The 26,301-nt window shown below is 72.6% G+C and carries 26 protein-coding genes; 21 read left to right on the top strand and 5 right to left on the bottom strand.

Features of this window, described 5'->3' with window-relative positions; all coding sequences use genetic code 11:
• Positions 1-30 precede the first annotated feature (30 nt).
• The 13 genes from ACWD01_RS30725 to ACWD01_RS30665 all read left to right on the top strand — a co-directional run bounded on the left by ACWD01_RS30725 (position 31) and on the right by ACWD01_RS30665 (position 15,417).
• Positions 31-1,665 (top strand): CTP synthase, encoded by a 1,635-nt coding sequence (locus ACWD01_RS30725; protein WP_451166345.1) that lies wholly within the window; start codon positions 31-33, stop codon positions 1,663-1,665.
• 88 nt (positions 1,666-1,753) lie between these two features.
• Positions 1,754-2,380, top strand: coding sequence for an NUDIX hydrolase (locus ACWD01_RS30720; RefSeq protein ID WP_356898975.1), 627 nt, complete (start codon positions 1,754-1,756; stop codon positions 2,378-2,380).
• A 746-nt stretch (positions 2,381-3,126) separates the two neighbouring features.
• On the top strand, positions 3,127-5,124 hold the full coding sequence (locus tag ACWD01_RS30715) for a tetratricopeptide repeat protein (protein ID WP_451166371.1): 1,998 nt from the start codon (positions 3,127-3,129) through the stop codon (positions 5,122-5,124).
• Positions 5,125-5,269: 145 nt separating this feature from the next.
• Positions 5,270-6,382, top strand: coding sequence for an alanine dehydrogenase (ald, locus tag ACWD01_RS30710; RefSeq protein ID WP_451166369.1), 1,113 nt, complete (start codon positions 5,270-5,272; stop codon positions 6,380-6,382).
• A 338-nt stretch (positions 6,383-6,720) separates the two neighbouring features.
• Positions 6,721-7,938, top strand: a complete 1,218-nt coding sequence (locus ACWD01_RS30705) for a ParA family protein (RefSeq protein ID WP_388453744.1) — start codon at positions 6,721-6,723, stop codon at positions 7,936-7,938.
• Positions 7,923-8,459 (top strand): hypothetical protein, encoded by a 537-nt coding sequence (locus tag ACWD01_RS30700; protein WP_451166342.1) that lies wholly within the window; start codon positions 7,923-7,925, stop codon positions 8,457-8,459. Before ACWD01_RS30705 ends, ACWD01_RS30700 begins: the two co-directional genes overlap by 16 nt.
• A gap of 48 nt (positions 8,460-8,507) precedes the next feature.
• The gene (locus tag ACWD01_RS30695) at positions 8,508-10,091 is read left to right on the top strand and encodes a segregation/condensation protein A (protein WP_451166341.1); all 1,584 of its coding nucleotides are present in this window, start codon (positions 8,508-8,510) and stop codon (positions 10,089-10,091) included.
• Positions 10,022-10,693 (top strand): SMC-Scp complex subunit ScpB, encoded by a 672-nt coding sequence (gene scpB / locus ACWD01_RS30690; RefSeq protein WP_451166367.1) that lies wholly within the window; start codon positions 10,022-10,024, stop codon positions 10,691-10,693. Before ACWD01_RS30695 ends, scpB begins: the two co-directional genes overlap by 70 nt.
• Positions 10,693-11,802 (top strand): pseudouridine synthase, encoded by a 1,110-nt coding sequence (locus tag ACWD01_RS30685; RefSeq protein WP_451166339.1) that lies wholly within the window; start codon positions 10,693-10,695, stop codon positions 11,800-11,802. The genes scpB and ACWD01_RS30685 overlap by 1 nt, the downstream gene beginning before the upstream one ends.
• Positions 11,803-11,943: 141 nt before the next feature.
• Positions 11,944-12,588 (top strand): nicotinamide riboside transporter PnuC, encoded by a 645-nt coding sequence (gene pnuC / locus ACWD01_RS30680; RefSeq protein ID WP_451166337.1) that lies wholly within the window; start codon positions 11,944-11,946, stop codon positions 12,586-12,588.
• A complete protein-coding gene (locus tag ACWD01_RS30675) occupies positions 12,585-13,655 on the top strand; it encodes an AAA family ATPase (RefSeq protein ID WP_451166336.1) in 1,071 nt (356 codons plus the stop codon). Before pnuC ends, ACWD01_RS30675 begins: the two co-directional genes overlap by 4 nt.
• Entirely contained in the window at positions 13,652-14,389 is a 738-nt protein-coding gene (locus ACWD01_RS30670; protein ID WP_451166334.1) for an NUDIX hydrolase, read from the top strand. Before ACWD01_RS30675 ends, ACWD01_RS30670 begins: the two co-directional genes overlap by 4 nt.
• On the top strand, positions 14,386-15,417 hold the full coding sequence (locus tag ACWD01_RS30665; protein WP_451166332.1) for an ADP-ribosylglycohydrolase family protein: 1,032 nt from the start codon (positions 14,386-14,388) through the stop codon (positions 15,415-15,417). Before ACWD01_RS30670 ends, ACWD01_RS30665 begins: the two co-directional genes overlap by 4 nt.
• A gap of 19 nt (positions 15,418-15,436) precedes the next feature.
• Here the strand turns inward: ACWD01_RS30665 and ACWD01_RS30660 are convergent, their stop codons facing one another.
• The 3 genes from ACWD01_RS30660 to ACWD01_RS30650 form a co-directional block, all read right to left on the bottom strand.
• Positions 15,437-16,117: a nucleotidyltransferase domain-containing protein gene (locus ACWD01_RS30660; RefSeq protein ID WP_451166331.1), complete on the bottom strand. Its 681-nt coding sequence runs from the start codon at positions 16,115-16,117 to the stop codon at positions 15,437-15,439.
• A 31-nt stretch (positions 16,118-16,148) separates the two neighbouring features.
• A complete protein-coding gene (locus ACWD01_RS30655) occupies positions 16,149-16,589 on the bottom strand; it encodes a Rieske (2Fe-2S) protein (protein ID WP_451166329.1) in 441 nt (146 codons plus the stop codon).
• Between the two features lie 101 nt (positions 16,590-16,690).
• Positions 16,691-17,020, bottom strand: coding sequence for a DUF952 domain-containing protein (locus ACWD01_RS30650; RefSeq protein ID WP_451166328.1), 330 nt, complete (start codon positions 17,018-17,020; stop codon positions 16,691-16,693).
• A gap of 125 nt (positions 17,021-17,145) precedes the next feature.
• On the opposite strand from ACWD01_RS30650, the gene aroH reads away from it, so the two are divergent.
• The 5 genes from aroH (at position 17,146) to der (ending at position 21,545) form a co-directional block, all read left to right on the top strand.
• A complete protein-coding gene (gene aroH, locus ACWD01_RS30645; protein WP_451166326.1) occupies positions 17,146-17,508 on the top strand; it encodes a chorismate mutase in 363 nt (120 codons plus the stop codon).
• Entirely contained in the window at positions 17,505-18,590 is a 1,086-nt protein-coding gene (locus ACWD01_RS30640; RefSeq protein WP_451166324.1) for a prephenate dehydrogenase, read from the top strand. Before aroH ends, ACWD01_RS30640 begins: the two co-directional genes overlap by 4 nt.
• Positions 18,591-18,725: 135 nt before the next feature.
• Entirely contained in the window at positions 18,726-19,397 is a 672-nt protein-coding gene (cmk, locus tag ACWD01_RS30635; RefSeq protein ID WP_451166322.1) for a (d)CMP kinase, read from the top strand.
• Positions 19,355-20,038, top strand: a complete 684-nt coding sequence (locus ACWD01_RS30630; protein WP_451166320.1) for a lysophospholipid acyltransferase family protein — start codon at positions 19,355-19,357, stop codon at positions 20,036-20,038. The genes cmk and ACWD01_RS30630 overlap by 43 nt, the downstream gene beginning before the upstream one ends.
• Before the next feature lie 58 nt (positions 20,039-20,096).
• The gene (gene der / locus ACWD01_RS30625) at positions 20,097-21,545 is read left to right on the top strand and encodes a ribosome biogenesis GTPase Der (RefSeq protein ID WP_451166318.1); all 1,449 of its coding nucleotides are present in this window, start codon (positions 20,097-20,099) and stop codon (positions 21,543-21,545) included.
• A 75-nt stretch (positions 21,546-21,620) separates the two neighbouring features.
• Here der and ACWD01_RS30620 read toward each other — a convergent pair whose 3' ends face one another.
• Positions 21,621-21,935 (bottom strand): hypothetical protein, encoded by a 315-nt coding sequence (locus ACWD01_RS30620; RefSeq protein WP_451166316.1) that lies wholly within the window; start codon positions 21,933-21,935, stop codon positions 21,621-21,623.
• Between the two features lie 267 nt (positions 21,936-22,202).
• Positions 22,203-22,982, bottom strand: coding sequence for a hypothetical protein (locus ACWD01_RS30615; RefSeq protein WP_451166315.1), 780 nt, complete (start codon positions 22,980-22,982; stop codon positions 22,203-22,205).
• A 304-nt stretch (positions 22,983-23,286) separates the two neighbouring features.
• Between ACWD01_RS30615 and ACWD01_RS30610 the strand changes: the two genes are divergently transcribed.
• The 3 genes from ACWD01_RS30610 (at position 23,287) to ACWD01_RS30600 (ending at position 26,263) form a co-directional block, all read left to right on the top strand.
• A complete protein-coding gene (locus ACWD01_RS30610) occupies positions 23,287-24,579 on the top strand; it encodes a glycosyltransferase family 4 protein (protein ID WP_451166314.1) in 1,293 nt (430 codons plus the stop codon).
• 204 nt (positions 24,580-24,783) lie between these two features.
• On the top strand, positions 24,784-25,755 hold the full coding sequence (locus ACWD01_RS30605; protein ID WP_451166312.1) for a helix-turn-helix transcriptional regulator: 972 nt from the start codon (positions 24,784-24,786) through the stop codon (positions 25,753-25,755).
• Positions 25,756-26,047: 292 nt separating this feature from the next.
• On the top strand, positions 26,048-26,263 hold the full coding sequence (locus ACWD01_RS30600) for an I78 family peptidase inhibitor (RefSeq protein ID WP_356898960.1): 216 nt from the start codon (positions 26,048-26,050) through the stop codon (positions 26,261-26,263).
• Positions 26,264-26,301: the final 38 nt, after the last annotated feature.

Raw genomic sequence — 26,301 nt, 5'->3', positions numbered from 1 at the left:
CCGCCCGCTGCTTTTCGAAACAGCACAGCCATGACGACCAAGCACATCTTCGTCACCGGGGGTGTCGCCTCCTCCCTCGGCAAGGGCCTCACGGCCTCCAGCCTGGGCCAGCTGCTCAAGGCGCGCGGCCTGCGGGTCACGATGCAGAAGCTCGACCCGTACCTCAACGTAGACCCCGGCACGATGAACCCGTTCCAGCACGGTGAAGTCTTCGTCACCAACGACGGCGCGGAGACCGACCTGGACATCGGCCACTACGAGCGCTTCCTCGACGTCGACCTCGACGGCTCGGCCAACGTCACCACCGGCCAGGTCTACTCGCAGGTCATCGCCAAGGAGCGGCGCGGCGAGTACCTGGGCGACACCGTGCAGGTCATCCCGCACATCACCAACGAGATCAAGTCCCGGATCCGCCGGATGGCGACCGACGACGTCGACGTCGTCATCACCGAGGTCGGCGGCACGGTCGGCGACATCGAGTCGCTGCCGTTCCTGGAGACCGTCCGCCAGGTCCGCCACGAGGTCGGCCGGGACAACGTCTTCGTCGTGCACATCTCGCTGCTGCCCTACATCGGCCCGTCCGGCGAGCTGAAGACCAAGCCCACGCAGCACTCCGTCGCCGCGCTGCGCAACATCGGCATCCAGCCCGACGCGATCGTGCTGCGAGCCGACCGGGACGTGCCGACCGCGATCAAGCGCAAGATCTCGCTGATGTGCGACGTCGACGAGGCCGCGGTCGTCGCCGCCATCGACGCCAAGTCGATCTACGACATCCCGAAGGTGCTGCACACCGAGGGCCTCGACGCCTATGTCGTGCGCAAGCTCGACCTGCCGTTCCGCGACGTGGACTGGACGGTGTGGGAGGACCTGCTGGACCGGGTCCACAAGCCGGACCACGAGGTCAGCGTCGCGCTCGTCGGCAAGTACATCGACCTGCCCGACGCGTATCTGTCGGTCACCGAGGCGATGCGCGCCGGCGGTTTCGCCAACCGGGCCCGCGTCAAGGTCAAGTGGGTCACCTCCGACGAGTGCCGGACCCCGGCGGGCGCGCAGAAGCAGCTCGGCGACGTCGACGCGATCGTCATCCCCGGCGGCTTCGGCGAGCGCGGCGTGGACGGCAAGGTCGGCGCGATCAAGTACGCCCGCGAGAACAAGATCCCGCTGCTCGGCCTCTGCCTGGGCCTGCAGTGCATCGTGATCGAGGCCGCGCGCAACCTGGCCGAGATCCCCGACGCCAACTCCACCGAGTTCGACGCGGCCACCTCCCACCCGGTGATCTCCACCATGGAGGAGCAGCTCGCCTACGTGGAGGGCGCGGGCGACCTGGGCGGCACGATGCGGCTCGGCCTGTACCCGGCGAAGCTCGCGGAGGGCTCGATCGTGCGCGAGGTCTACGGCGACGAGCAGTACGTCGAGGAGCGCCACCGCCACCGCTACGAGGTGAACAACGCCTACCGGGCGGAGCTGGAGAAGAAGGCGGGCATCCTCTTCTCGGGCACGTCCCCCGACAACAAGCTCGTCGAGTACGTCGAGTACCCGCGCGAGGTGCACCCGTACCTCGTCGCCACCCAGGCGCACCCGGAGCTGCGTTCGCGTCCGACCCGTCCGCACCCGCTGTTCGCCGGTCTGGTGAAGGCCGCCGTGGAGCGCAAGTCGGGACGCTGACGCACAGGCGATACGGTTGACCGGGGTACGGACCTGCGAAGGGTTCCGTACCCCGGTTTCCGTTCTGCGGTTGGAAGGACGCTTTTCGATGGCCATCAAGGACACGCCCGAGCACTGGCAGGTCACCGCGACCTCGACGCCGTTCCGGGGCAACAAGACCAGCGTCCGCACCGATGACGTCGTCATGCCCGACGGCAGGGTCGTGGGGCGCGACTACCAGGTTCACCCGGGCTCCGTCGCCGTGCTCGCCCTCGACGACGCGGGCCGGGTCCTGGTGCTCCGCCAGTACCGCCACCCGGTGCGCCAGCGGCTGTGGGAGATCCCGGCCGGACTGCTCGACGTGCCGGGGGAGAACCCGCTGCACGCCGCGCAGCGCGAGCTGTACGAGGAGGCGCACGTCAAGGCCGAGGACTGGCGGGTGCTCACCGACGTCTACACCACGCCCGGCGGCTGCGACGAGGCCGTGCGGATCTTCCTCGCCCGCGAGCTGTCGGAGGCGGAGGGCGAGCGCTTCGAGGTCTCCGAGGAGGAGGCCGACATGGAGCTGGCGCGGGTGCCGCTGGAGGAGCTGGTGAGCGGGGTGCTCGCCGGTGACCTCCACAACACCTGCCTGGTCGTCGGCGTGCTGTCCGCGGTCGCGGCGCGCGGCGGCGACGGGTTCGACGCGCTGCGTCCCGCGGAGGCGCCGTGGCCGGCGCGGCCGTTCGAGGCCTGAATACCCCGAAGTCGTGCCTGATGTGACGATCTGTTGATCCGATCGAGCGACGCCTCCGCCCTGCTCCGCACGGATCGCCGTGGTCCCTGAACTACGCTCGAACCGCCCGTGCGGAGCCCCGCCGGGCTCGGCTCGCACGGCGGACTGGAGCGTGGCCCGTGACGGATCAGGCGCTGGACTTGGACGGCCCCGACCGGCCGGCCGACGCGGAGACGGCGACCGCCGGCGAAGCGGTGTCCCGGCCGGCCGTCGCCAGAGCCCGTTCACACGCCGACCACCGGCCCGACACCACCGGACGGACCCGTTCCGGCGCACCGGACGCCCCCGGCGTCACGCCGTCGCCGGCCGCGGGCGCGGACGCGGCTGACGCCCCGGCAGGATCGGGGACCGCGAAGGGGCCTGTACTGGAAGACGCCACCGAGCCGGGGCCCGCCTCCCCGGCCCCGGGCGAGGACGGTGACGAGGTCGGCGCCGCCGGTACGGGCGAGACCGCTGAGGACAACGGTGTCGACGCCACGCGCGGCGCGGACGGCGAGGACCTGGGCCCGGCGCCGGACGCGGACGGCGGCAACGAGGACGAGGACACCGGCGACGGGGGTGCCGCCGCGCGGACGGGTGTGGCGGACCGGCCGGAGACGGCCGCCCCCAGCCTGCTCGACGCCGGGCCCCGACCGCCCGTCGCACCCCCCGCCGCGCCGCCGGCCGTCGGCGTGCGAGGGCGGGACACCCGCCGCGCCGGCGGGCCGGTGCGCGGCCAGGGCCCTGAGGAGAGCGTGTTCTTCGGGCGGCAGCGGGAGCTCAAGGCCCTCGTCGCCGACATCGAGCGGGCCGGACTCGACACCCTCGCCGGCCGCAAGGCCCCCCGCGCGCGGGTGCTGCTGATCGCCGGGCGCCCCGGCGCGGGACGCACCGCGCTGGCGGAGCGGCTCGTCCGCACGATCGGCGACCGCTTCCCGGACGGCGTCCTGCGGATCCGGCTGACCGAGCCGGGCGGTCGGCCGGTCCCCATGGAGGAGGCGGCGCGCGGGCTGCTCGACAAGCTGCGTATCGCCTCACCGCCCGGCGCGGGCGACGACGAGCTGACCGAGATGGTGCGTGAGGCCCTGGCCGTGCGCCGGATGCTGCTCCTCGTCGACGACGTCACCGAGGCCGAACAGGTCGACCTGCTGCTGCCGCAGAACCCCGACTGCCTGGTGGTGGCCGTCTCCCGTGGCCCGCTCACCGGCATCCCCGGCGTACGGCCGTGCACCCTCGGCGGCCTGGACGCGAAGTCCGCGATCGACCTGCTCACCACCTTCACCGGATCGGTGCGGATCACCGTGGATCCGCAGGCCGCGGAGGCGGTCGCCGAGGAGTGCGGCGGCCAGCCCGCCGCGCTGGTGCTGGTCGGCGGCTGGCTGACCGCCCGCCCGGGGGCGTCCGTCGCCGACGCCGCCAAGCGGCTGCGCGCGCTGCCGCCCGGCGACGAGCACTCCACCGGCGACAGGCCACTGGCCAGGGCCTTCCGGCTGGCGTACGAGTCGCTTCCGCAGTCCGCCGCGCGGACGCTGCGGCTGCTGGCGCTCGCCCCCGCCGGACGCGCCGACGCGCACACCGCCTCCGCGCTGGCCGGCTGCTCCGTGTCGGCCGCCCAGGACACCCTCGAGAGCTTCGCCGGGCTCGGGCTCGTGCGCCGGGCGGGGGCGTCCTTCGAGGTGCCCGGCGCGCTCGCGCCGCTGCTGCGGACGCTGATGGAATCGACGGACCGCCCGGCCGAGGTGCAGCTCGCGCGCGCCAGGATGCTGGAGCGGACCGTACGACGGCTCCAGGCCTGCCGGGCGACCACCGAACCCCTCGGCTCCCCGGCCCGTAAGAAACTGGCCGCCCTGCCGCGCGCCCTGCGCTTCGACTCCGCGGCGGCGGCCGGTGAGTGGCTGCGGGTGAGCCGGGCCGAGCTGCTGGCGTCCGCGCGGCTCGTCGTCGACGACGGCGAGCTGGACACCCTGGCCCGCCGGCTGGTCGCGGCCCTGGTCAGGGCCCTGGCGGCGCACTGGGGCACCGAGGCCGCCGCCCCCGAGCTGTACGGGCTGCACCAGCTGGTGCTGGACGTCGCCGAGCGCCGCGGACTCCACCGCGAACAGGCCGCCGCGCTGCTCAATCTCGCCGATCTCGACGCGCAGACCGGGCGCACCGCGGACGCCCTGGCCCGCTACCGGGCCGCGCTCGACGCCGGCCGCGCCGCGAACGACCCGTACGCGACGGGCCGCGCGATGGAATCCGTAGGCGGCGCGTACCAGGAGCTGGGCGACTGGCAGCGGGCGGCCGACTGGTACGGCAGGGCGCTCGCGCAGCGCCAGGCCCGCGGCGAGCACGCCGACGAGGCGCGGCTGTACGGGCGGCTGGGCGCGGTGCACACCTACGCGGGCCGGTACGGGGAGGCGCTGCGGAGCTGGCGGGCGGCGGTCGCCGGGCACCGCAGGGCCGGTGATCTGCCGTCCCAGGCAAGGGCGCTGAGCGAGGCGGCCCGGGTCCAGGAGTACGCGGGGCGGCCGGAGGAGTGCCTGCGCACCTGCCAGGAGGCGATCGAGCTGGCGCGCCGGGCGGGTGACGTACGCCTCCATGCCGCGCTGCAGCTCCGGCTCGCCGACACCCTGGACCGGCTCGGCGACCCCGCGGCGGCCCGGCTGCACCGCGCCGCCGCGGAAGGAATGCTTGGAACAGAGGATTCAACCTACGAAATCCGTGGCACTGCGCTCAAAGATTAAAGCTTTGCAAGGCTAGACAGCGGGAAATCCTTCATTAGACTGGCAACACCGCGGCTTCCCGTGGTGTGTCCCGGTATGCCTGTACGCAGCTGGGTACGCGTGTCATCGACCGATATATCCCCTGAAGTCAAGGACCGTGATCGACGTGAAGGTCGGCATCCCCCGCGAGGTCAAGAACAACGAGTTCCGCGTGGCCATCACCCCGGCCGGGGTGCACGAGCTCGTGCGCAACGGACACCAGGTCTTCGTCGAGCAGAATGCCGGTGTCGGCTCCTCGATCACGGATGACGAGTACGTCGCCGCGGGCGCGGAGATCCTGGCCACCGCCGACGAGGTCTGGGCCACCGCCGACCTGCTGCTGAAGGTCAAGGAGCCGATCGCGGAGGAGTACCACCGTCTCCGCAAGGACCAGACGCTCTTCACGTACCTGCACCTCGCCGCCTCCCGCGAGTGCACCGACGCCCTGCTGGAGTCCGGCACCACGGCGATCGCCTACGAGACGGTCGAGGTGAACCGCGCGCTGCCGCTGCTCGCCCCGATGTCCGAGGTCGCGGGCCGGCTGGCCCCGCAGGTCGGCGCGTACCACCTGATGCGCTCGGCCGGCGGCCGCGGCGTGCTCCCGGGCGGCGTCCCCGGCACCCAGGCCGGCCGCGCCGTGGTCATCGGCGGCGGCGTCTCCGGCTGGAACGCCACGCAGATCGCCGTCGGCATGGGCTTCCACGTGACCCTGCTCGACAAGGACATCAACAAGCTGCGCGAGGCGGACAAGATCTTCGGCACCAAGGTGCAGACGATCGTCTCCAACGCCTTCGAGCTGGAGAAGGCCGTCGTCGAGGCCGACCTCGTCATCGGCGCCGTTCTCATCCCCGGCGCCAAGGCGCCGAAGCTGGTCACCAACGAGCTCGTCGCCAAAATGAAGCCCGGAAGTGTACTTGTCGACATTGCGATCGATCAGGGCGGCTGCTTCGAGGACTCGCGTCCGACCACCCACGCCGAGCCGACGTTCAACATCCACAACTCGGTCTTCTACTGCGTCGCCAACATGCCGGGCGCGGTGCCGAACACGTCGACCTACGCGCTGACCAACGCCACGCTGCCCTACATCGTGTCGCTCGCCAACAACGGCTGGGTCGAGGCGCTGCGCCGTGACGCCGCGCTCGCCAAGGGCCTCAACACCCATGACGGCAAGGTGGTTTACCGCGAGGTTGCCGAGGCGCACGGCCTCGAGAGCATCGAGCTGAGCGCGCTGCTCGGCTGACCGGTCAAGCCGCGTCGTCAACATCACGAGTCCGGCCGGACCTTGCCGAGCGAGGTCCGGCCGGACTCGTGTACGCCCGCATTGCGGCGGTCGCTCAACTCGCCTCGAACGTAACCCTTTAACCGATTCGCACACCCCTGAAACGTGTCGGCGGAGGCACGGACGAGGCCCCGTGCGCCCTTGACAGAGGGGTGTTCGATTGCCGACACATCGGGCCGGGTCCGACGGATTGTGTTGCTGCGGACCGGTGACACGCCATAGAGTCGCAAACCGTCGGCATGGTGCCACGCTGACCTATCGATAAATCCTGGTCACCGTCCAAGGAGGTAAGACGACTTGTGAATGAGTCGACATTTACTCCCGGGGGTGGTCAACCAGGAACGGTCCCCCTACGCCCTGAGGGCGTGGTGGCACCCCCATCGGCGGGTCAGGACCCGTCGTCCGGTCTCGAGGCTGTCGGCTCCGTCGCTGTCCGCCCCTTCGCCACGCACCAGCGCCGGCACCCGACGCACATGACGACAGCCCACACGATGAAGACGATGGACGGCCAACACGTGAACGCCATGGCCGGCAACGAGAGTGGCCGAGAGTCCACCCACTTCGCCGCCTACGAGGAAGTCCCCGAGGGGCACTTCTACGACCCCGACGCCGAGTACGAGCCCGACCCCGAGTACGCGGCCACCCTCGCGCCCGACGCTGCCCGCCAGCGGCGCGAGAGGATCGGCCCGACCGGGCGTCCGCTGCCGTACTTCCCGATCCCGGGCCCGCTGACCGACCACGGCCCGGCGAAGATCATCGCGATGTGCAACCAGAAGGGCGGCGTCGGCAAGACGACGTCGACCATCAACCTGGGCGCCGCGCTCGCCGAGTACGGGCGGCGGGTGCTGCTCGTCGACTTCGACCCGCAGGGCGCGCTGTCCGTGGGCCTCGGCGTCAACCCGATGGAGCTCGACCTCACCGTCTACAACCTGCTCATGGAGCGGGGCATGTCGGCGGACGAGGTCCTCCTGAAGACGGCCGTGCCCAACATGGACCTGCTGCCGAGCAACATCGACCTGTCGGCCGCGGAAGTGCAGTTGGTGAGCGAGGTCGCGCGCGAGTCCACGCTGCAGCGCGCGCTGAAGCCGCTGATGTCGGACTACGACTACATCGTGATCGACTGTCAGCCCTCGCTCGGCCTGCTCACGGTCAACGCGCTGACCGCGGCGCACAAGGTGATAGTGCCGCTCGAGTGCGAGTTCTTCGCGCTCCGCGGCGTCGCACTGCTGACCGAGACGATCGAGAAGGTCCAGGAGCGGCTCAACCCCGACCTGGAACTCGACGGCATCCTCGCGACGATGTACGACTCGCGGACCGTGCACAGCCGCGAGGTGCTGGCGCGGGTCGTGGAGGCGTTCGACGACCACGTCTACCACACGGTCATCGGGCGCACCGTCCGCTTCCCGGAGACCACCGTCGCCGGTGAGCCCATCACGACGTACGCGTCGAACTCCGTGGGCGCCGCCGCGTACCGCCAGCTCGCCAGGGAGGTGCTCGCCCGGTGTCACGCCGAGTGAGTCTGCCCGGGGCCGACGAGCTGTTCCGTACGACCGGGGGCATGGCGCTGCAGGCGTCGTCCCCGCGCAAGCAGGCGAACGCGAACGCGAATGCCGGCGGCGGTGAGCCGCGGGTGCCGGCGCAGGGGGAGCAGCCGGGCGAGGCGTCCGCCTCCTCCGAGGAGCACTCCGCTGCGGACGCGGAGACCTCCGAGGAGGGGCGCAGCCGGGGCTCGGACGCCGGCGGCCCGTCGGCCAAGGCCCGCCCCGCGCCGGAGTCCGCCGGCGCCCCGCCGCGGCGTCGCGGGCGCGGCGCGAACCGCCGGCCCAGCGGGCGGGAACGCCACGACGAGAAGATCACGGTCTACGTCTCCGCCGAGGAGCTGATGGACCTCGAACATGCCCGGCTGGTGCTGCGCGGCGAGCACGGCCTGGCCGTGGACCGCGGCCGGATCGTCCGCGAGGCGGTGGCGGTGGTCCTCGCGGACCTCGAACAGCGCGGCGACGCGAGCATCCTGGTGAGACGCCTGCGGGGTCGCTGACCGGGTAGCCTGCGGGCGCGCCCCGTTCCTCCCGCTTCCTGGACCCACATGCCCGCGAACGCCGATCCGCCGCCCCGGTCCCGCCGCCGCGCCTTGGGCCGGGGCCCGGGCACCCCGCGTCCGCCGGTTCCCCCCGTCCCGCCCCTTCCCGAAACCGGGGGTGAGGCCCCGGAGCCCGCGGCGGGCGTCGACGCGGGCGCGCTGGGGCCGGTCGAGGTGGCTGGGCCGGAGGGGGATTCCCCGATCCCGCCCCTTCGCGAAGCCGGGGGCGAGCCCCGGGGCCTCGGGACGGACACCCTGTCCGACGACGGGAGCGGCCCCGGTGGGGCCCCGGCCCCGGTTCCGGAGACGCACGCGCCGCCCGGTGGCCCGGAGCGGGACACCCATGCGCTGCCCGAAGACGGGCGCGGCCCCGGTGGGGCCGAGGCCCCGGGGCTCGGGAGGCACACGCCGCCCGGTGACCCGGAGTCGGTGACTCACGCACCGCGTGGCGGCGCGAATGCGCCGGGGTCGGCCGAGGTGACTTCGCACGGCGACGGGCGCGGCCGGGGGCCGGTCGGGGCGGGTGCCCCGGATTCCCCGAACCCGCTCCTTCGCGAAGCCGGGGGCGAGCCCCGGGGCCCCGGGACGGACACCCTGTCCGACGACGGGAGCGGCCCCGGTGGGGCCCCGGCCCCGGTTCCGGAGACGCACGCCTCGGGCGCGGCCGAGGGCGGAGCTCCGGACCCCGCGCCGCCCGGCGCCCCGGCGCCCGAGGCCCACGCGCCGGCCGGCGCCGAGCCGCCCGACAACGCGGGCACCCCCGGCGCCCCCCGCGCCCCCCGCGCGGACGCGGGTGCCGCCGACGGCGGCTTCAGGGTCAGGCTCGTCAACTTCGAGGGGCCGTTCGACCTGCTTCTGCAGCTCATCTCCAAGCACAAGCTCGACGTCACCGAGGTCGCCCTCTCCAAGGTCACCGACGAGTTCATGGCCCATATCCGGGCCATGGGGCCCGACTGGGATCTTGATCAGACCACCGAGTTCCTCGTCGTCGCCGCGACGCTGCTCGATCTCAAGGCCGCGCGGCTGCTGCCCGCAGCCGAGGTGGAGGACGAGGCGGATCTCGCGCTGCTCGAAGCGCGGGACCTGCTCTTCGCGCGGCTGCTGCAGTACCGCGCGTACAAGCAGATCGCCGAGATCTTCGACCGGAGGCTGGACGACGAGGCCCGGCGGTTCCCCCGTACCGTCGGGCTGGAGCCGCACCTCGCCGAGCTGCTGCCGGAGGTCGTCATCGGCATCGGCGCGGAGGGCTTCGCCAAGCTCGCGGTGAAGGCGATGCAGCCCCGCCCGAAGCCGCAGGTGTACGTGGACCACATCCACGCGCCGCTGGTGAGCGTCCGCGAGCAGGCGGAGGTGGTCGTCGCCATGCTCAAGGCGCGCGGCAGGGCCTCGTTCCGGGAGCTGACCGAGGGCGCCCCGGACACCCTGACCGTCGTCGCCCGTTTCCTCGCCCTGCTGGAGCTGTACCGGGAGAAGGCCGTGGCGCTCGACCAGGAGGACGCCCTGGGGGAGCTGACGGTGGTCTGGGCCGCGGAGGCGGCCGAGGTGACCGTGACGGACGAGTTCGATCAAGTGGTGGAGGAGAAGCCGTGAGCGATCTCAAGCCCGCCCTCGAAGCAGTGCTCATGATCGTGGACGAGCCCGCGACCGAGGAGCATCTCGCCAAGGTGCTGGAGCGGCCCCGCAGGGCCGTCGCGGACGCGCTGCGCGAGCTCGCGGACGAGTACTCCGTGCAGGGCCGCGGCTTCGAGCTGCGGCTCGTGGCCGGCGGCTGGCGGTTCTACAGCCGCCCGGAGCACGCCTCCGTCGTCGAGCGCTTCGTGCTCGACGGGCAGCACGCGCGGCTCACTCAGGCCGCGCTGGAGACCCTCGCGGTGGTCGCGTACCGGCAGCCGGTGAGCCGGTCACGGGTCTCGGCGGTGCGCGGAGTGAACTGCGACGGCGTGATGCGCACGCTCCTCCAGCGGGGTCTCGTGGAGGAGGCGGGCACGGAACCTGAAACAGGTGCGATCCTGTACAGGACGACGAACTACTTCCTGGAGCGGACGGGCCTGCGTGGCCTGGACGAGCTTCCGGAGCTCGCGCCCTTCCTACCGGAGGCGGACGCGATCGAGGCGGAGACGCTGGAAGGGGTTCCGTCGTTCGATCCGGATGCACCGGATGGTGACGACGCAGACGACAAGACGGAAATTTGATGCGAAGCAGCAGCGGCAGGAACAGCAGCGGAAACAACGGCGGGAGCCGTGGTGGCAACAGCGGCGGCCGCGGCAGCAGCGGTGGCGGCGGGCGCGGCAACTACCGCGGCGCCGGCAACAGCCGCGACGACCAGCAGAAGCGCGCGGGCAAGCCGCGTCCCGAGGAGCGCCGCTACGATGTGGCCGGCTCCCCGGAGGCGCCGAAGAAGGGACGCGGCGGCGCGGCCCGCGGCGGCGCCAAGGGCGGCCCCAGGCAGTCGCCGCAGCGCGGCGGCGGTCGCACCGCACCCGCGCGTTCGCGCGAGTACGACGCGCGCTCCGAGGAGCGCAACCGGGAGCGTTACGCGGACAAGCCGCTGATCAAGACCCCGAAGACCTTCGGCGACCAGGAGGGCGAGCGGCTCCAGAAGGTGCTGGCCCGGGCCGGCATGGGTTCGCGCCGGGCCTGCGAGGAGCTGATCGACGCGGGCCGGGTCGAGGTCAACGGCAAGGTCGTGATCGAGCAGGGCCTCCGCGTCGACCCGGAGAAGGACGAGATCAAGGTCGACGGTCTGACCGTCGCGACCCAGTCGCACCTCTTCTTCGCGCTGAACAAGCCCGCGGGCGTCGTCTCCACCATGGAGGACCCCGACGGGCGCCAGTGCCTCGGTGACTACGTCAACAACCGTGAGACCCGGCTCTTCCACGTCGGCCGGCTCGACACGGAGACCGAGGGCATCATCCTGCTCACCAACCACGGTGAGCTGGCCCACCGCCTCACGCACCCCAAGTACGGGGTGAAGAAGACCTACCTGGCCGCCATCCAGGGCCCCCTGCCGCGTGAACTCGGCAAGCGCCTCAAGGACGGCATCCAGCTCGAGGACGGCTACGCCCGCGCGGACCACTTCCGTGTCGTGGAGAACACCGGCAAGAACTACCTCGTCGAGGTCACCCTCCACGAGGGCCGCAAGCACATCGTGCGCCGGATGCTCTCCGAGGCGGGCTTCCCGGTCGACAAGCTGGTGCGGACCGCCTTCGGTCCGATCACGCTCGGCGACCAGAAGTCCGGCTGGCTGCGCCGGCTGACCAACACCGAGGTCGGCATGCTGATGAAGGAAGTCGGCCTGTAAGAGCCCGTAACAGCAGAAACCCGCACAGACGCACAGTGAGGGCCCGCGACCTGCTCAGGTCGCGGGCCCTTGTGTCGTCCTACCGCCTTGTGGTGACCGCTGCTGACGATTTATAGTCACTATGACTATTAAGGAGCAGGCGTGAGTCTCACCGACATCCTCGGGCCGCTGCAGCAGCCGTTGTTCACCGTGCTCGACACCCCGGTGAGCTGGACCGAATTTCTCGGCTTCGGCAGCGGCGCGCTCTGTGTGTGGCTCGTCGCCCGCCAGCACATCGCCAACTGGCCGATCGGCATCGCCAACAACGTCCTCTTCGTCCTGCTCTTCACCCAGGCGGGCCTGTACGCCGACGCCGGCCTGCAGGTCGTCTTCATCACCCTCGCCGCGTACGGCTGGTGGACCTGGACCCACGGGGGTGGACCAGGCTCTTCCGTCCTGCCGGTGCGACGCACCACCCGCACCGAATGGACCTGGCTGCTCGCGGCGGGGGTGGTGGCGACCCTCGCGCTCACCCTCCTCCTCGACCGCGCCACCGACTCCACCGTCCCCTTCTGGGACGCGCTGACGACCGCCCTGTCGCTGATGGCGACATACGGGCAGTGCCGCAAGCGCCTGGAGTCGTGGTGGCTGTGGATCGCCGCCGACGTGGTCTACGTACCGCTGTACGCGCACAAGGAGCTGTATCTCACGTCCCTGCTCTACATCGGCTTCATGGCGCTGTGCGTCGCCGGCCTGCTGAACTGGTCGCGCGACCTGGCGGCCCGCCGCGAGGCGGTGCCCGTATGAGGCGCTACGGACACGGCCTGGTCCTCGGCAAGTTCTATCCGCCGCACGCCGGCCACCACCATCTCGTACGGACCGCCGCCGACCGCTGCGAGCGGCTCACCGTCCTCGTGTGCGCCGCGGCCGTCGAGTCGGTCCCGCTCGCCGACCGGGTGGCCTGGATGCGCGAAGTGCACCCCGGCGTACGGGTGGTGGGCGCCATGGACGACATCGCGGTGGACGTGAACGACCCCGGTGTGTGGGACGCGCACATGGCCGTCTTCCGCGCCGCCGTCCCGGAGCGGGTGGACGCCGTCTTCACCTCGGAGGCGTACGGGGAGGAGCTCGGCCGCCGCTTCGGCGCCGAGTCCGTCTGCGTCGACCCCGACCGGGTGGTCTTCCCGGTCTCCGGGACGGCCGTGCGCAAGGACCCCGTCGGCTGCTGGGACTTCCTGGAGCCGCCGGTGCGGGCCGCGCTCGCCCGCCGGGTGGTCGTCCTCGGCGCCGAGTCCACCGGCACCACCACGATGGCGTGGGCGCTCGCCGAGCACTACCGGCGGCGCGGCGGCGTGTGGGCGCGCACCCGCTGCGTGCCCGAGTACGGGCGGGAGTTCAGCGAACTCAAGCTGGCCGCACTGCGGCGGCTGCGGCCCGGCGCCGGCTGGGACGAGGTCGCGTTCACGTCCGACGAGTTCCCGCTGATCGCCCGCCGCCAGGCGGAGCTCGAGGAGCAGGCCGCGCGAGCGGGATCGCCGGTCGTCTTCTGCGACACCGACGCCTTCGCCACCACCGTCTGGCACGAGCGTTACCTCGGCGGCCCCTACCCGGCGGCCCCCGAGCCGCGCCGGCAGCACCTGTGGCTGCTGACCGACCACGAGGGCGTCGCCTTCGAGGACGACGGCCTGCGCGACGGCGAGCATTTGCGGCCCTGGATGACCGGACGCTTCCGCCAGGAGCTGGCCCGCACCGGCCGCCGCACCGTCGAGCTCACCGGACCGCACGAACAGCGGCTCGCCACCGCCGTGGCGGCCGTGGACGCACTGATCGGCGAGGGCTGGGACCTCGCGCCCCCACTTCCGGAGAAACGATGAGCGACACCCGCCCCGAGGGCTACGACCCGTACGCCTTCGAACCGTTCGCCGTCACCGTCGACCTGGCCGTCTTCACGATCAGGGAGAGCCGGCTGCACGTCCTGCTCGTCGAACGCGGGCAGGAGCCCTACCGCGGCGCGTGGGCGCTGCCCGGCGGATTCCTGCTGCCCAAGGAGTCCGCGGAGACGGCCGCCCGGCGCGAGTTGGCGGAGGAGACCGGACTGTCGGAGCGGACCGCGGCCGACCTCCACCTGGAACAGCTGCGGACGTACAGCGCACCGGACCGCGACCCGAGGATGCGCGTCGTCTCCGTCGCGTACACCGCGCTCGTACCGGACCTGCCGGAGCCGCGCGGCGGCGGGGACGCGGCGCACGCCCGCTGGACGCCGCTCACCTCGGCCGCGCCGCTCGCCTTCGACCACGAGCTGATCCTCGCCGACGCGCAGATGCGCATCGGCGCCAAACTCGAGTACACCTGTCTCGCCACCGCCTTCTGCCCGCCCCGGTTCACGCTCGGGGAGCTGCAGCAGGTGTACGAGACCGTCTGGGGCGTCGAACTCGACCGCCCCAACTTCCGGCGCAAGGTCCTCGCCACCCCCGGCTTCGTCGAGGCCGTCGAGGGCGAACCGCGCCGTACCGGCGGCCGTGGCAAACCGGCCGCGCTCTACCGGGCCGGAGCCGCCTCCGTCCTGCACCCACCACTCCTGCGACCGGAGGGACGGCAGCAGAAATGACCATCACAAGGAGCACCGGGACCATCACCAAGCAGGCCGCCACCGGGGCGCTGACCGGGCTCGCGCTGGGCGACGCCCTCGGCCTCCCCACCGAGTTCAACGACGTGCCGGCCATCCTCGCCAAGTGCGGGCCGTGGCGGCGGATGGAACTGCCCACGCCGGCGATCGTCACCGACGACACCCAGATGACGCTCGCGCTGGCGCGCGGCATCCGCACCGCGATGTCCCGCGGCCTGCTCGCCGCCGCCGGCCTGGTCCGGCCGGTGCGCGAGGAGTTCGTCGCCTGGTACCACTCACCGGAGAACAACAGGGCCCCCGGCCGCACCTGCCTGGTCGCCTGCGAGAAGCTCGACAGCGACCGGCCCTGGCAGCAGGCCAGCCAGATCGACTCCAAGGGCTGCGGGGCCAACATGCGCGTCGCGCCCGTCGGGCTCGTGCCCGGCCTGAGCGAGGAACAGCGCTCCGGCGCGGCCCAGTTGCAGGCCGCCCTCACACACGGCCACCCGACCGCCCTCGCGGCGAGCGACCTCACGGCCCGCGCCGTGTACCTGCTCGCACAGGGCGCGGAGCCGACCGGGCTGGTGGGCCAGCTGCGTTCGTACGCGTACGAGAACCGCGGCCGCTATCTGCACCGCTGGCTCGGCGACCTCTGGACCTACTCGCACGACGCGACGCCCGAGGCGTTCATCGCGCGCGGCTGGGACGAGTGCCTCCAGATCCTCGAACGCCTCGCCGCGGCCCTGCGCTCGCCGGAGCCGGAGCTCGACCCGTGCCTGGCCACCGGCGAGGGCTGGATCGCGGAGGAGGCCCTCGCCACCGGCCTGCTGTGCTTCCTGATGTTCCCCGAGGAGCCCCTGACCGCCCTGCGCCGGGCCGCATGCACCAAGGGCGACTCCGACTCGATCGCCTGCCTGGCCGGCGCCTTCGCGGGCGCCCACCTGGGCTCGAAGGCCTGGCCCCGCGCCTGGGCGGACCGGATCGAGTACCGCGGGGAGCTCGTGACACTGGGAGCGCTCTGGGACGCTTGATCCAGCGGCGCGCCGGGTCTCAGCCCGCCGATGACCGGCGGGTGCGGATCAAGAAGTCCTCCACGCGGGCGTGGTCGGGGGCGGGTGGGAGGGGAGAGGTGGACGCCGCCGCGTCGGACTCGGTGGCGAGGCGGGTCATCCAGGACTCCACCCGCTCCCACGGCACCTCGCCCCGCTTGACCGCCAGCAGCCGTTCGCGGTCCGCGCCCACGTCGATCACCAGCTCGCCCGTGCGCAGCAGGTCACGGCAGCTGCCCAGCAGCCTCAGCAGGTGCATGGCGTGCTTCCAGCGCGGCGCCCCGTGCTGCCGCACGTCCGCCTCCAGCTTCCGGCGCTGGCCGGTCGCGTACCGCACGAACGTCTCGTGTGCCCGGCGGGAGAGGAACGCGTCGCGCAGGGCGAGGAGTTCGCGGCCGGTGTCGTCGACGTGCTCGACGATGGGGGAGTGCAGGCACTCCAGGACGTTCGGGTTGGCCCGCAGGGCCAGCTCCAGGAAGCGTTCCAGCTCCCAGGAGAACTGCTCCGGCGCGGGCCCCTCGACATGCGTGGGCGGCTTCTCGAAACCCCAGAACAGCGGCGTCGGCGCGAGGAACACCCCGCGCCGGTCGGTGTCGCTGCCGTCGGTTGCCAGCCCGAAGGCCCGCGACCCCATGACGCAGGAGTAGACCGTGTGGTCGCGGACGAGTCTCTCGGGGATCATGCGCGAGAGGCTACGTGAGGGCCTTGCGGCGTCAGCCGGTGCGGATGGAGTCCCCGGAGACCGTGATCGGTTCCGCCGGCAGCGGCTTCGTCGCCGGACCGCTCTCCACAGAGGCGTCCGCGATCCGGAACCTGCTGCCGTGGCAGAGGCAGTTGATCGTCCCGTCGGAGACGTTCGCGACCGTGCAGCCCTGATGCGTGCAGACCGCGGAGAACGCCTTGAAGTCCCCGGCCTCCGGCTGCGTCACCACGATCTTCCGGTCCTTGAACACCTTGCCGCCGCCGACCGGGATGTCCCCGGTCCTCGCGAGCTCCTCGCCGTCCGGGGAAGGGCTGGCACCGTCCTCCCCGGTCCCGGTCCCGGTCGGCGGCGGCGTCGCCGGACCGTCCCCGCCTCTGTCCCCGCAGCCCGCCACCAGAGCGGCCGCTCCGGCCGCACCCGCGGCCAGGACCGTCCGTCGACCCGTGTCCATGGCACTCTCCTAGGCTCGTGACCCCCGACCCGCTCGGGGCCCCTGCATCGTGGCCCCTGAACGGGCGGAGACGAAGGAACCGGGCACGGCATGTCCGCCGGTCAGCCCCAGGGGGTGAGCTGCCGCGGACGGCCGTCGGCGTCCCGGTGGACCGCCAGCACGGCCTCCACCGCCGTACGCTCGACCGGCCCGTACACATGCGGGAACGCCCCGCCGGGGCCCTCCCAGCGGACCTCGGCGCCGAGCCGCGCCTCGTCGATCACCAGCACCAGCACGTCCGGCGCCTCCCGGAAGCGGGCGTCGACGACGGCGAGGGCGGCCGGCTTGTCGGCCGAGCAGTGGACGAACCCCTCGGCGGCGAGGGAGGCCGGCGCGTACTCCCGCCCGGCGGCGGCCGTCCACTCGGCGGCGGGCACGACGTGGAAGATCATGTGCCCAGTCGTAGCGCACCGAGCGGCCCCGGCCGTCTCGCAGAGCGGTCGCCACCGCTGTCGCGCCCTGCGCTGACTACGCTGAAACACAAGCACTCGCGCAGGCACACACGAAGGAGCACGACGTGGCGGTACGAGCGGTCCGCGGAGCCGTCCAGCTGGAACGGGACGATGCCGCACACATGGACGAGCAGGTCAGCGCGCTGCTCACCGCCGTCCTGGAGCGCAACGCCCTTGTCGCCGACGATCTGATCAGTATCTGGTTCACGGCCACCCCGGACCTGCACAGCGACTTCCCGGCCGCCGCGGTGCGCAAGCTCGGCATCGTGGACGTCCCCCTCATCTGCGCGCAGGAACTCGACATCGCCGGCGCCATGCCGCGCGTCGTGCGGATACTCGCGCACGTCGAGTCAGATCTCTCCAAGGCGGAGATCTGCCACGTCTACCTCGGCGCCGCGGCCGCCCTCCGCAAGGACATCGCCCAGTGAGAACCGCGCTCGTCATCGGAACCGGGCTGATCGGCACGTCGGCCGCGCTGGCCCTCGCCGGACGCGGGGTGACCGTGTACCTGGCCGACCACGACGCCGAACGGGCCCGCACCGCCGCCGCGCTCGGCGCGGGCACCGACGAGCGGCCGGAGGGCCGCGTCGACCTCGCCGTCGTCGCCGTGCCCCCGGCGCACGTCGCCACCACGCTCGCCGGCGCCATGCGCGACGGCGTCGCCCGCGGCTACCTCGACGTGGCCAGTGTCAAGGGCGGCCCGCGCCGCGAGATCGAAGCGCTCGGTATCGACATGAGCGCCTACATCGGCACGCACCCGATGGCCGGCAAGGAGCGCTCCGGCCCCCTCGCGGGCACCGCGGACCTCTTCGAGGGCCGCCCCTGGGTGCTGACCCCCACCCGGGACACCGACACCGAGGTCCTCAACCTCGCCCTGGAGCTGGTCGCCCTCTGCAAGGCCGTTCCCGTCGTGATGGACGCGGACGCCCACGACAAGGCCGTCGCTCTCGTCTCCCACACGCCGCAGCTGATCTCCTCCATGGTCGCGGCGCGGCTGGAGGACGCCGACGACACCACCGTGCGGCTCTGCGGCCAGGGCGTGCGCGACGTGACCCGTATCGCGGCCTCCGACCCCCGGATGTGGGTGGAGATCCTCTCCGCGAACCCCGGCCCGGTGGCCGACGTGCTCGCCGGGGTGGCGGCGGACCTGGACGAGACGGTCCGCGCGCTGCGCGCCCTGCAGTCCTCCGACGAGTCCAAGCGCCAGGGCGGCGCCGAGGGCATCGAGGACGTCCTGCGCCGCGGCAACGCCGGCCGGGTACGGGTGCCGGGCAAGCACGGCACCGCGCCCACCGTCTACGAGGTCGTCGCGGTGTTGATCAGCGACGAGCCGGGCGAGCTGGCCCGGATCTTCGCCGACACCGGCCGCGCCGGCGTCAACATCGAGGACGTCCGTATCGAGCACGCCACGGGCCAGCAGGCCGGTCTGGTGCAGCTGATGGTCCAGCCCGCGGCGGCGCCGCTCCTCACGGCGGCGCTGCGGGAACGGGGCTGGTCGATCCGGCAGTAGGGCGCCGCCGGACGAGGCGGGCGGGGGCCGGGGAGCACGGGTGCAGAAGTGGTCCCGGCACTCGGTAACCTTGTGGTGGGCGACCCGGCACCCTGCCATGCCCTTATCCCGCGAACCAGGAAGGTGTCCGACACCGTGGACTCCGTGATCGTCGCCATCGATGGCCCCTCCGGCACGGGCAAGTCGAGCACCTCCAAGGCCGTCGCCTCCGCGCTGGGGCTGAGCTATCTCGACACCGGCGCGCAGTACCGCGCGATCACCTGGTGGATGATCACCAACGGCATCGACGTGTCGGACCCGGACGCGATCGCGAGCGCCGCCGGCAAGCCGGTGATCGAGTCCGGCACCGACCCGTCGGCGCCGGCGATCACGGTCGACGGCCTCGACGCCTCCGGCCCGATCCGTGAGCAGGACGTCACCTCCAAGGTCAGCGCGGTCAGCGCCGTCCCGGAGGTCCGCACCCGCATCACCGAGCTGCAGCGCTCCATCGCCAGGGCGGCCGAGAAGGGCATCGTCGTCGAGGGCCGGGACATCGGCACGACCGTGCTGCCCGACGCCGACCTGAAGATCTTCCTCACCGCGTCGCCCGAGGCCAGGGCCGCCCGCCGCAGCGGCGAGCTCAAGGGCGCCGACGTCACCGCCACCCGCGAGGCACTGATCAGGCGGGACGCGGCCGACTCCAGCCGTAAGACGTCCCCGCTCGCCAAGGCGGCCGACGCGGTCGAGGTCGACACCACGGACCTCACGCTCCAGCAGGTCATCGAATGCGTCGTGACCCTGGTGGAGGAGAAGCGGAGCGCCCGGTGACCGTACCCTCGAAAAAGGGCGCGGCCGTCGGGCGGGGCATCGGGATCGGGCTGATGTACGGGCTGTGGAGGCCGCGCGTCCTCGGCGCGTGGCGGGTCCCGGCCGCGGGTCCGGTCATCCTCGCGGTGAACCACGCGCACAACATCGACGGGCCGATGCTGATGGGTACAGCGCCCCGGCCCGTGCACTTCCTGATCAAGAAGGAGGCGTTCGTCGGCCCCCTCGACCCGTTCCTGACCGGGATCGGACAGGTCAAGGTGGACCGTACGACCGTCGACCGCACCGCCATCACGGACGCGCTCGGTGTGCTGGAGAACGGCGGAGTCCTCGGGATCTTCCCCGAGGGCACCCGGGGCGAGGGCGACTTCGCGTCGCTGCGCGCCGGACTGGCGTACTTCGCGGTGCGCGGCGGCGCCCCGATCGTCCCGGTCGCGGTGCTGGGCGGCACCGAGCGGCGCGGCCGGCTGATCAAGGCACTGCCGCCGCTGCGCAGCCGCGTCGACGTGGTCTTCGGTGAAGCCTTCGAAGCCGGCGACCGCAGCGGGCGCCGTACGCGCAAGGCGCTCGACGAGGCGACCGTGCGCATCCAGGAGCGGCTGACCGCCCACCTGGAGAACGCGAAGCGCCTGACCGGGCGCTGAGCCAGACTTGAGTAATGGGCCGCCGACGCGGCCCAGTGACGAACGAGGAACGGACTTCATGAACGACCAGCACGACCACGGAGCACTCGGCGACGCCGAGTACGCGGAGTTCATGGAGCTCGCCGCGGAAGAGGGCTTCGACGTCGAGGACGTCGAAGGCGCGATCGAGGAGGCCGGGCACGGACCGCTGCCCGTCCTCGCCGTCGTCGGCCGCCCGAACGTCGGCAAGTCGACCCTGGTGAACCGCATCATCGGCCGCCGCGAGGCGGTCGTGGAGGACAAGCCGGGCGTCACCCGCGACCGTGTCACCTACGAGGCGGAGTGGGCCGGCCGCCGCTTCAAGCTCGTCGACACCGGCGGCTGGGAGCAGGACGTCCTCGGCATCGACGCGTCCGTCGCCGCCCAGGCCGAGTACGCCATCGAGGCCGCCGACGCGGTGGTCTTCGTCGTCGACTCCACGGTCGGCGCGACCGACACCGACGAGGCCGTCGTCAAGCTGCTGCGCCGGGCGGGCAAGCCCGTCGTGCTCTGCGCCAACAAGGTCGACGGACCGAGCGGCGAGGCCGACGCGACGGCCCTGTGGTCGCTCGGCCTCGGCCAGCCGCACCCGGTCTCCTCGCTGCACGGCCGCGGCACGGGCGACATGCTCGACGCCGTCCTGGAGGCCCTGCCGGAGGCGCCCGCGCAGACCTTCGGCACCGCGGTCGGCGGCCCTCGCCGCATCGCGCTGATCGGCCGCCCGAACGTCGGCAAGTCCTCGCTGCTCAACAAGGTCGCCCGCGAGGACCGCGTCGTCGTCAACGAGCTCGCGGGCACCACCCGTGACCCGGTCGACGAGCTGATCCAACTGGGCGGCGTGACCTGGAAGTTCGTCGACACCGCCGGTATCCGCAAGCGCGTCCACCTCCAGCAGGGCGCCGACTACTACGCCTCGCTGCGCACGGCCGCCGCCGTCGAGAAGGCGGAGGTCGCGGTCATCCTGATCGACGCGAGCGAGAGCATCAGCGTCCAGGACCAGCGCATCGTCACGATGGCCGTCGAGGCCGGCCGCGCGATCGTCGTCGCCTACAACAAGTGGGACACCCTCGACGAGGAGCGCCGCTACTACCTCGAGCGCGAGATCGAGACCGAGATGCAGCAGGTCGCCTGGGCGCCCCGGGTCAATGTCTCCGCTACCACCGGCCGCCACATGGAGCGGCTGGTCCCGGCGATCGAGACGGCCATCGAGGGCTGGGAGACCCGCATCCCGACCGGCCGGCTGAACGCGTTCCTCGGCGAGATCGTCGCCGCGCACCCGCACCCGATCCGGGGCGGCAAGCAGCCGCGGATCCTGTTCGGCACGCAGGCCGGTACCAAGCCGCCGCGGTTCGTCCTGTTCGCGTCCGGCTTCCTCGAGCACGGCTACCGCCGCTTCGTCGAGCGCCGGCTGCGCGAGGAGTTCGGCTTCGAGGGCACCCCGATCCACATCTCGGTCCGGGTGCGGGAGAAGCGCGGCCGCAAGAAGTAGGCGCCTGGGACTGTCGACACCGCTGCCCCCGGACCGCGCACACGGTCCGGGGGCAGCGGTGTCGCGCCGTGCGGGTCAGAGCCCCTTACGGGGGGCCGGCGGCAGCGCCGCGGGCTGGTGGGCGGCGTGCCGGCCGGTCTGGTGCGGATGCCAATCGCGCTGCTGGCCGCCGGAGTTCGCCTGACCGCCGGTCTGCCCCGTGTGGCCCCCGTAGCTGAAGAAGCCGCCGCGGCCGCCGCGCATCCCCGTCCCGAACCCCTTGAAATCCAGGTCCTCCTCCCCGCTGCGGTCACCCGGCAGCGTGCGGAACCCCCTGAGGTACTCGGAGTACAGCGCGTCGTAGATCGGCGTCTCCGAGGGGCCGGGCGATCCGTCGCGGGAGGGGCGCATGGAAGGGATCTGACTCTGGAACGGCTGGGGGGAGGGGTCGTATGAGTGCACGTACCTGCAACGACGCCGCCCCGTCGCGGATGCGGGCTGCGGCGAGCTGCATTCTTCCGGGGGACGGCACGGGAAGCGCGCGAGCGCACCGCGGGCGCGCGGGAACCGCGCAGGGGCAAGGCGCGCGGGGACGTACGCCGGGACAGGAGAGCGGCCCCGGGGTACGCCCCGTGCCCGCCGGGCCGGTCGGCGGGCACCCCCGTGGTCCGGGGTGGCTCAGGTGCCCGCGAGGGGCATCGCGGCGGCGACGAGGAGGCCGCCGGCCGCCGCCTTCTCCAGCGCGTCGCGCAGCAGGTCCTCGCGCGCCTGCTGGCCGATCGAGCCCACCGGGGCGGCGTACACCAGGACCGTCTGCGTCTTGTTGACGGCCGTCCGCCAGCCCTCGGTGACCTGGAGCGGCTGGTGCGCCTGCCACCAGGCGACCGCGTTGCCGCCGCCCGTGCCGGGCTGGAGGACCGCGTGCAGCCGGCCCATGGCGAGCAGCACCGACCAGCCGGGCAGCGGGGCGGGGCGCTGGTTCACATCGGTGACGGGCAGGAAACCCTGCTCGATCAGGAGGGGCAGGAAGTCGTCGCCGCCGCTGCCGTCCGTGCCCGGGCGGGCGATCGGCGCGGTCGGCTCCACGACGAGGGCCGGGTACACGTCGCCGTCGATGAGGATGAGACCGCTGGTGACCCCGAGCACGGCCTGCTGGGGGGCGGCGCCCGGGACCGGCGGCTCCTCGCCGGTGATGGAGCGGACGGCGCCCTGGAGCTGGTCCTCCGTGACCTGCACGACCTGGGAGGGGATGCAGGTGGCGTGGGCGAAGGCGAGCACGGCGGTCTCGTCGCCGACGAACAGCACGGTGCTGGTCCGCTCCTGCTCGGAGTCGCCCGGGGTGCGGCAGGAGGTGCAGTCGTAGCTGCCCGGGGCGTTCAGGCCGGCGAGCAGCCGGTCGGCTTCTTCGTCGCCGATCTCGGCGCGTACGTCCTCGCTGACGTCGAGCATGCGCGGCACGGGTGGCTCCTCGGACTTGATCAGGTGGGCCGGGCGGGTCCCGGCTCGAAGGTTCAACGGGCGATCCGTCGCGGGGGTCACGCCCGCGGCGGCAACGAATCGGAGCGGACGGCGCCGCCCCGCGCCCCCCGCCGACCGGACCCGGGGCCCGGCGCCCCGGCCGCGGACGGGGCGCCCGGACGGTGAGATGAACCACACCCGGTGGGGCATCAGCTGATCCGTACCGCTCCCAACAGGCAAGTAGAGTCGTGGCGTAGACCTCCCGACCAGGAGGATCCGCAGGACCACGGGGGCGCGGTACCGCATGCGCATTTCATTTCTGCTCCACAACGCCTATGGCATCGGTGGAACGATCAGAACGACGTTCACCCTCGCCCGCACGCTCGCGGAGCGGCACGACGTCGAGATCGTCTCCGTCTTCCGCCACCGCGACGAGCCGGTCATGGGCGCCCCGGCCGGCGTCACCCTGAAGCACCTGGTGGACCTGCGGAAGAAGAGCCCCGGCTACGACGGCGACGACCCGCTGGCCGGCCGGCCGGCGAAGGTCTTCCCGCGCGGCGACGGCCGGCACAAGCAGTACAGCCGGCTCACCGACGCCCGGATCGGCGCCCATCTCGCGTCCCTCGACGCGGACATGGTCATCGGCACCCGCCCCGGCCTCAACGTCCACATCGCCCGCCAGACCCGGCGGGGCGTGGTACGCGTCGGCCAGGAGCATCTGACGCTCGACAGCCACGGGTACCGGCTGCGCCGCGAGATCGCCCACCGCTACACCGTGCTCGACGCGATCACCACCGTCACAGAGGCGGACGCCCGCGCCTACCGCGAGCGGATGAAGCTGCCCGGCGTACGCATAGCGGCGGTGCCCAACAGCGTGCCGGCGCCCGCCGTTCCGCCCGCGGACTCCACGGCCAAGTGGGTCGTCGCCGCCGGCCGCCTCACCCGCGTCAAGCGGTACGACCTGCTCGTCGAGGCCTTCTCCAAGGTGGTCGCGGCCCGCCCCGACTGGCGGCTGCGGATCTACGGCAGCGGGGACGCGACGGGCAACGAGAAGCAGGCGCTGAGCGCGCTGATCGACGAACGCGGCCTCCGCGACCACGTCTTCCTCATGGGGCCCGCCAACCCGCTGGAGGCGGAGTGGGTCAAGGGCTCGATCGGGGCCGTCACCTCCAGCGCCGAGTCCTTCGGCATGACCATCGTCGAGGCGATGCGCTGCGGACTGCCGGTCGTCTCCACGGACTGCCCGCACGGTCCTCGCGAGATCATCGAGGACGGCGTCGACGGCCGGCTGGTCCCGGTCGGGGACGTGGACGCGATCGCCGACGCGCTGCTGGAGCTGATCGGCGACGACGAACTGCGCCGGCGCACCGGCCGCGCGGCCCTGGCCGCGTCGGCCCGGTTCGACCCGGCCCCGATCGCGGCGCGCCACGAGGCGCTGTTCACCGAGCTCCTGGCGCGCGACGGGGGCGGGCGCTCGCGCGGTGCGCTGAGCGAGGCGCTGCACCGCGGGCGCAGCGCGCTGTACGACGCGGCGTACGTGCTGCGTGACGCCGCCGCGGACGCGGTCCGGGGCGCGAGGAGGACCGGCGGAAAGTAGCCCGCCCGCGCCCGGTCCCGCCGCGCACCTGCGGCAGCCCGGCACGGGTTGGCGGGCGACGGACGGGCCGGCAGGCTGACCCGTGCCGCCGAGTCGACGGACACCGGCCGGCCGACCCGCAGGCGGAGGCTGATCGGTCCCGCCCGGCTGACTGCGTACCGTTGCGGACAGCAGCTGTCCTCGACCGCTGGCAGACTCCGTCCCATGTTGGAAACCTCCGCACGACTGCTGCGTCTGCTCTCCCTGCTGCAGGCGCACCGCGACTGGTCCGGCGCCGAGCTGGCCGACCGGCTCGGAGTCACCCCGCGCACCGTCCGCAGGGACGTGGACCGGCTGCGTGAGCTCGGCTACCCGGTCAACGCCAGCCCCGGCACCGGCGGTGGATACCAGCTCGGCGCGGGCGCCGAGCTGCCGCCGCTGCTCCTGGACGACGAGGAGGCCGTGGCGGTGGCCGTCGGTCTGCGCACGGCGGCCGGCCAGGGCATCGAGGGCATCGGCGAGACGTCCGTACGCGCCCTGGCCAAGCTGGAGCAGGTACTGCCGGACCGGCTGCGGCGGCGGGTGGGCGCGCTCAACGCCTTCACCGTTCCCATGCTGCGCGGACAGCGGGGTCCGACGGTGGACGCCGCCGTGCTGACCGAGCTGGCGAACGCCTGCCGGGACAGCGAACGGCTGCGGTTCGAGTACCGCGACCACGGCGGCGCGGCCACCCGCCGGACCGTCGAGCCGCACCGGCTGGTGTGCACGGAGCGCCGCTGGTACCTCGTCGCCTGGGACGTCGAGCGCGACGACTGGCGCACCTTCCGTGCCGACCGGATCGTCCCCAAGCCCCCGCACGGCCCCCGTTTCGCGCCGCGCACCCCACCCGCCGACGATCTGGCGGCCTATGTCTCCCGGGGCGTCTCGACCGGTGCGTATCCGGCCCGCGCAGTCGTCAGGCTGCACACTTCCGCCGAGCGCGCGGCCGAGTTCGTCGGCCCGTCCGACGGGGTGCTGGAGGCCGTCGACGACGGCCGGTGCCTGCTGCGGACCGGGGCGGCGAACCTGGACGTGCTGGTGATCCACGTGGTGCTGATGGGCGTCGACTTCGACGTCGTCGAGCCGCCGGAGCTCGCCGAGCACATCCGGGTGCTGCGCGACCGGCTGTCCCGCGCCCTGACTCCGGAAAGCCCGTGAGTCGGGTGGATTCTGTGAAAGACCAGTGAACTCCTCGGCTTGTGTGAATTGTTCCGCGAGCCGGCTCCGGTCATTAATTCGAAAGGGATACGAAATGCAATTCACCATGATCGGCGGCGGTGCTCCGAATGGTGTACGAACGCCGCAGGAGAGCCCGATCGGGTGAACGAGTTCGAACGGAACAAGTGTCGACGTCCTGTGACAGAAGCGTGACCGGTGGGGTATGCGGGACTGCTGGGAGCGGCGCCCGCTCCGCTTCCGTCACCGTCCGCTGCCGCCTACGGTGGGATGCATGGCACCCATACCGAGCCCTCCCGCACAGCCCGACGACTCCCCGGAGTCGTACGTCGGTCTCGACGCCCTCGAAGCCGAGCAGCAGGCCCGTGAGCGGGGCTGGTCGACCGTCAGGGCGCTGCCGCCCGGCTCGATCATCACGATGGAGTACGTCGCGGGCCGGCTGAACTTCGAGGTGAAGGACGGCTCCGTCATCCGCTGCTGGAAGGGCTGAGTCCGCCGGAGACGCCCTGGACCGCATGAAGGCCCCGG

Source organism: Streptomyces sp. NPDC002835, assembly GCF_053591995.1.
Note: the sequence above shows the minus strand (reverse complement) of the source record. Positions and strands in the feature narration are given on the sequence as shown.

What these genes read in the sequence shown, in the direction of transcription:
- ACWD01_RS30725 (WP_451166345.1), top strand. Translation starts at nt 31, where the DNA reads ATGACGACCAAGCACATCTTCGTCACCGGGGGTGTCGCCTCCTCCCTC.
- ACWD01_RS30720 (WP_356898975.1), top strand. Translation starts at nt 1,754, where the DNA reads ATGGCCATCAAGGACACGCCCGAGCACTGGCAGGTCACCGCGACCTCG.
- ACWD01_RS30695 (WP_451166341.1), top strand. Translation starts at nt 8,508, where the DNA reads ATGCCCGCGAACGCCGATCCGCCGCCCCGGTCCCGCCGCCGCGCCTTG.
- ACWD01_RS30685 (WP_451166339.1), top strand. Translation starts at nt 10,693, where the DNA reads ATGCGAAGCAGCAGCGGCAGGAACAGCAGCGGAAACAACGGCGGGAGC.
- ACWD01_RS30675 (WP_451166336.1), top strand. Translation starts at nt 12,585, where the DNA reads ATGAGGCGCTACGGACACGGCCTGGTCCTCGGCAAGTTCTATCCGCCG.
- ACWD01_RS30670 (WP_451166334.1), top strand. Translation starts at nt 13,652, where the DNA reads ATGAGCGACACCCGCCCCGAGGGCTACGACCCGTACGCCTTCGAACCG.
- ACWD01_RS30665 (WP_451166332.1), top strand. Translation starts at nt 14,386, where the DNA reads ATGACCATCACAAGGAGCACCGGGACCATCACCAAGCAGGCCGCCACC.
- ACWD01_RS30660 (WP_451166331.1), bottom strand. Translation starts at nt 16,117, where the DNA reads ATGATCCCCGAGAGACTCGTCCGCGACCACACGGTCTACTCCTGCGTC.
- ACWD01_RS30655 (WP_451166329.1), bottom strand. Translation starts at nt 16,589, where the DNA reads ATGGACACGGGTCGACGGACGGTCCTGGCCGCGGGTGCGGCCGGAGCG.
- ACWD01_RS30650 (WP_451166328.1), bottom strand. Translation starts at nt 17,020, where the DNA reads ATGATCTTCCACGTCGTGCCCGCCGCCGAGTGGACGGCCGCCGCCGGG.
- ACWD01_RS30630 (WP_451166320.1), top strand. Translation starts at nt 19,355, where the DNA reads ATGCGTCGTGACCCTGGTGGAGGAGAAGCGGAGCGCCCGGTGACCGTA.
- der (WP_451166318.1), top strand. Translation starts at nt 20,097, where the DNA reads ATGAACGACCAGCACGACCACGGAGCACTCGGCGACGCCGAGTACGCG.
- ACWD01_RS30620 (WP_451166316.1), bottom strand. Translation starts at nt 21,935, where the DNA reads ATGCGCCCCTCCCGCGACGGATCGCCCGGCCCCTCGGAGACGCCGATC.
- ACWD01_RS30610 (WP_451166314.1), top strand. Translation starts at nt 23,287, where the DNA reads ATGCGCATTTCATTTCTGCTCCACAACGCCTATGGCATCGGTGGAACG.
- ACWD01_RS30605 (WP_451166312.1), top strand. Translation starts at nt 24,784, where the DNA reads ATGTTGGAAACCTCCGCACGACTGCTGCGTCTGCTCTCCCTGCTGCAG.
- ACWD01_RS30600 (WP_356898960.1), top strand. Translation starts at nt 26,048, where the DNA reads ATGGCACCCATACCGAGCCCTCCCGCACAGCCCGACGACTCCCCGGAG.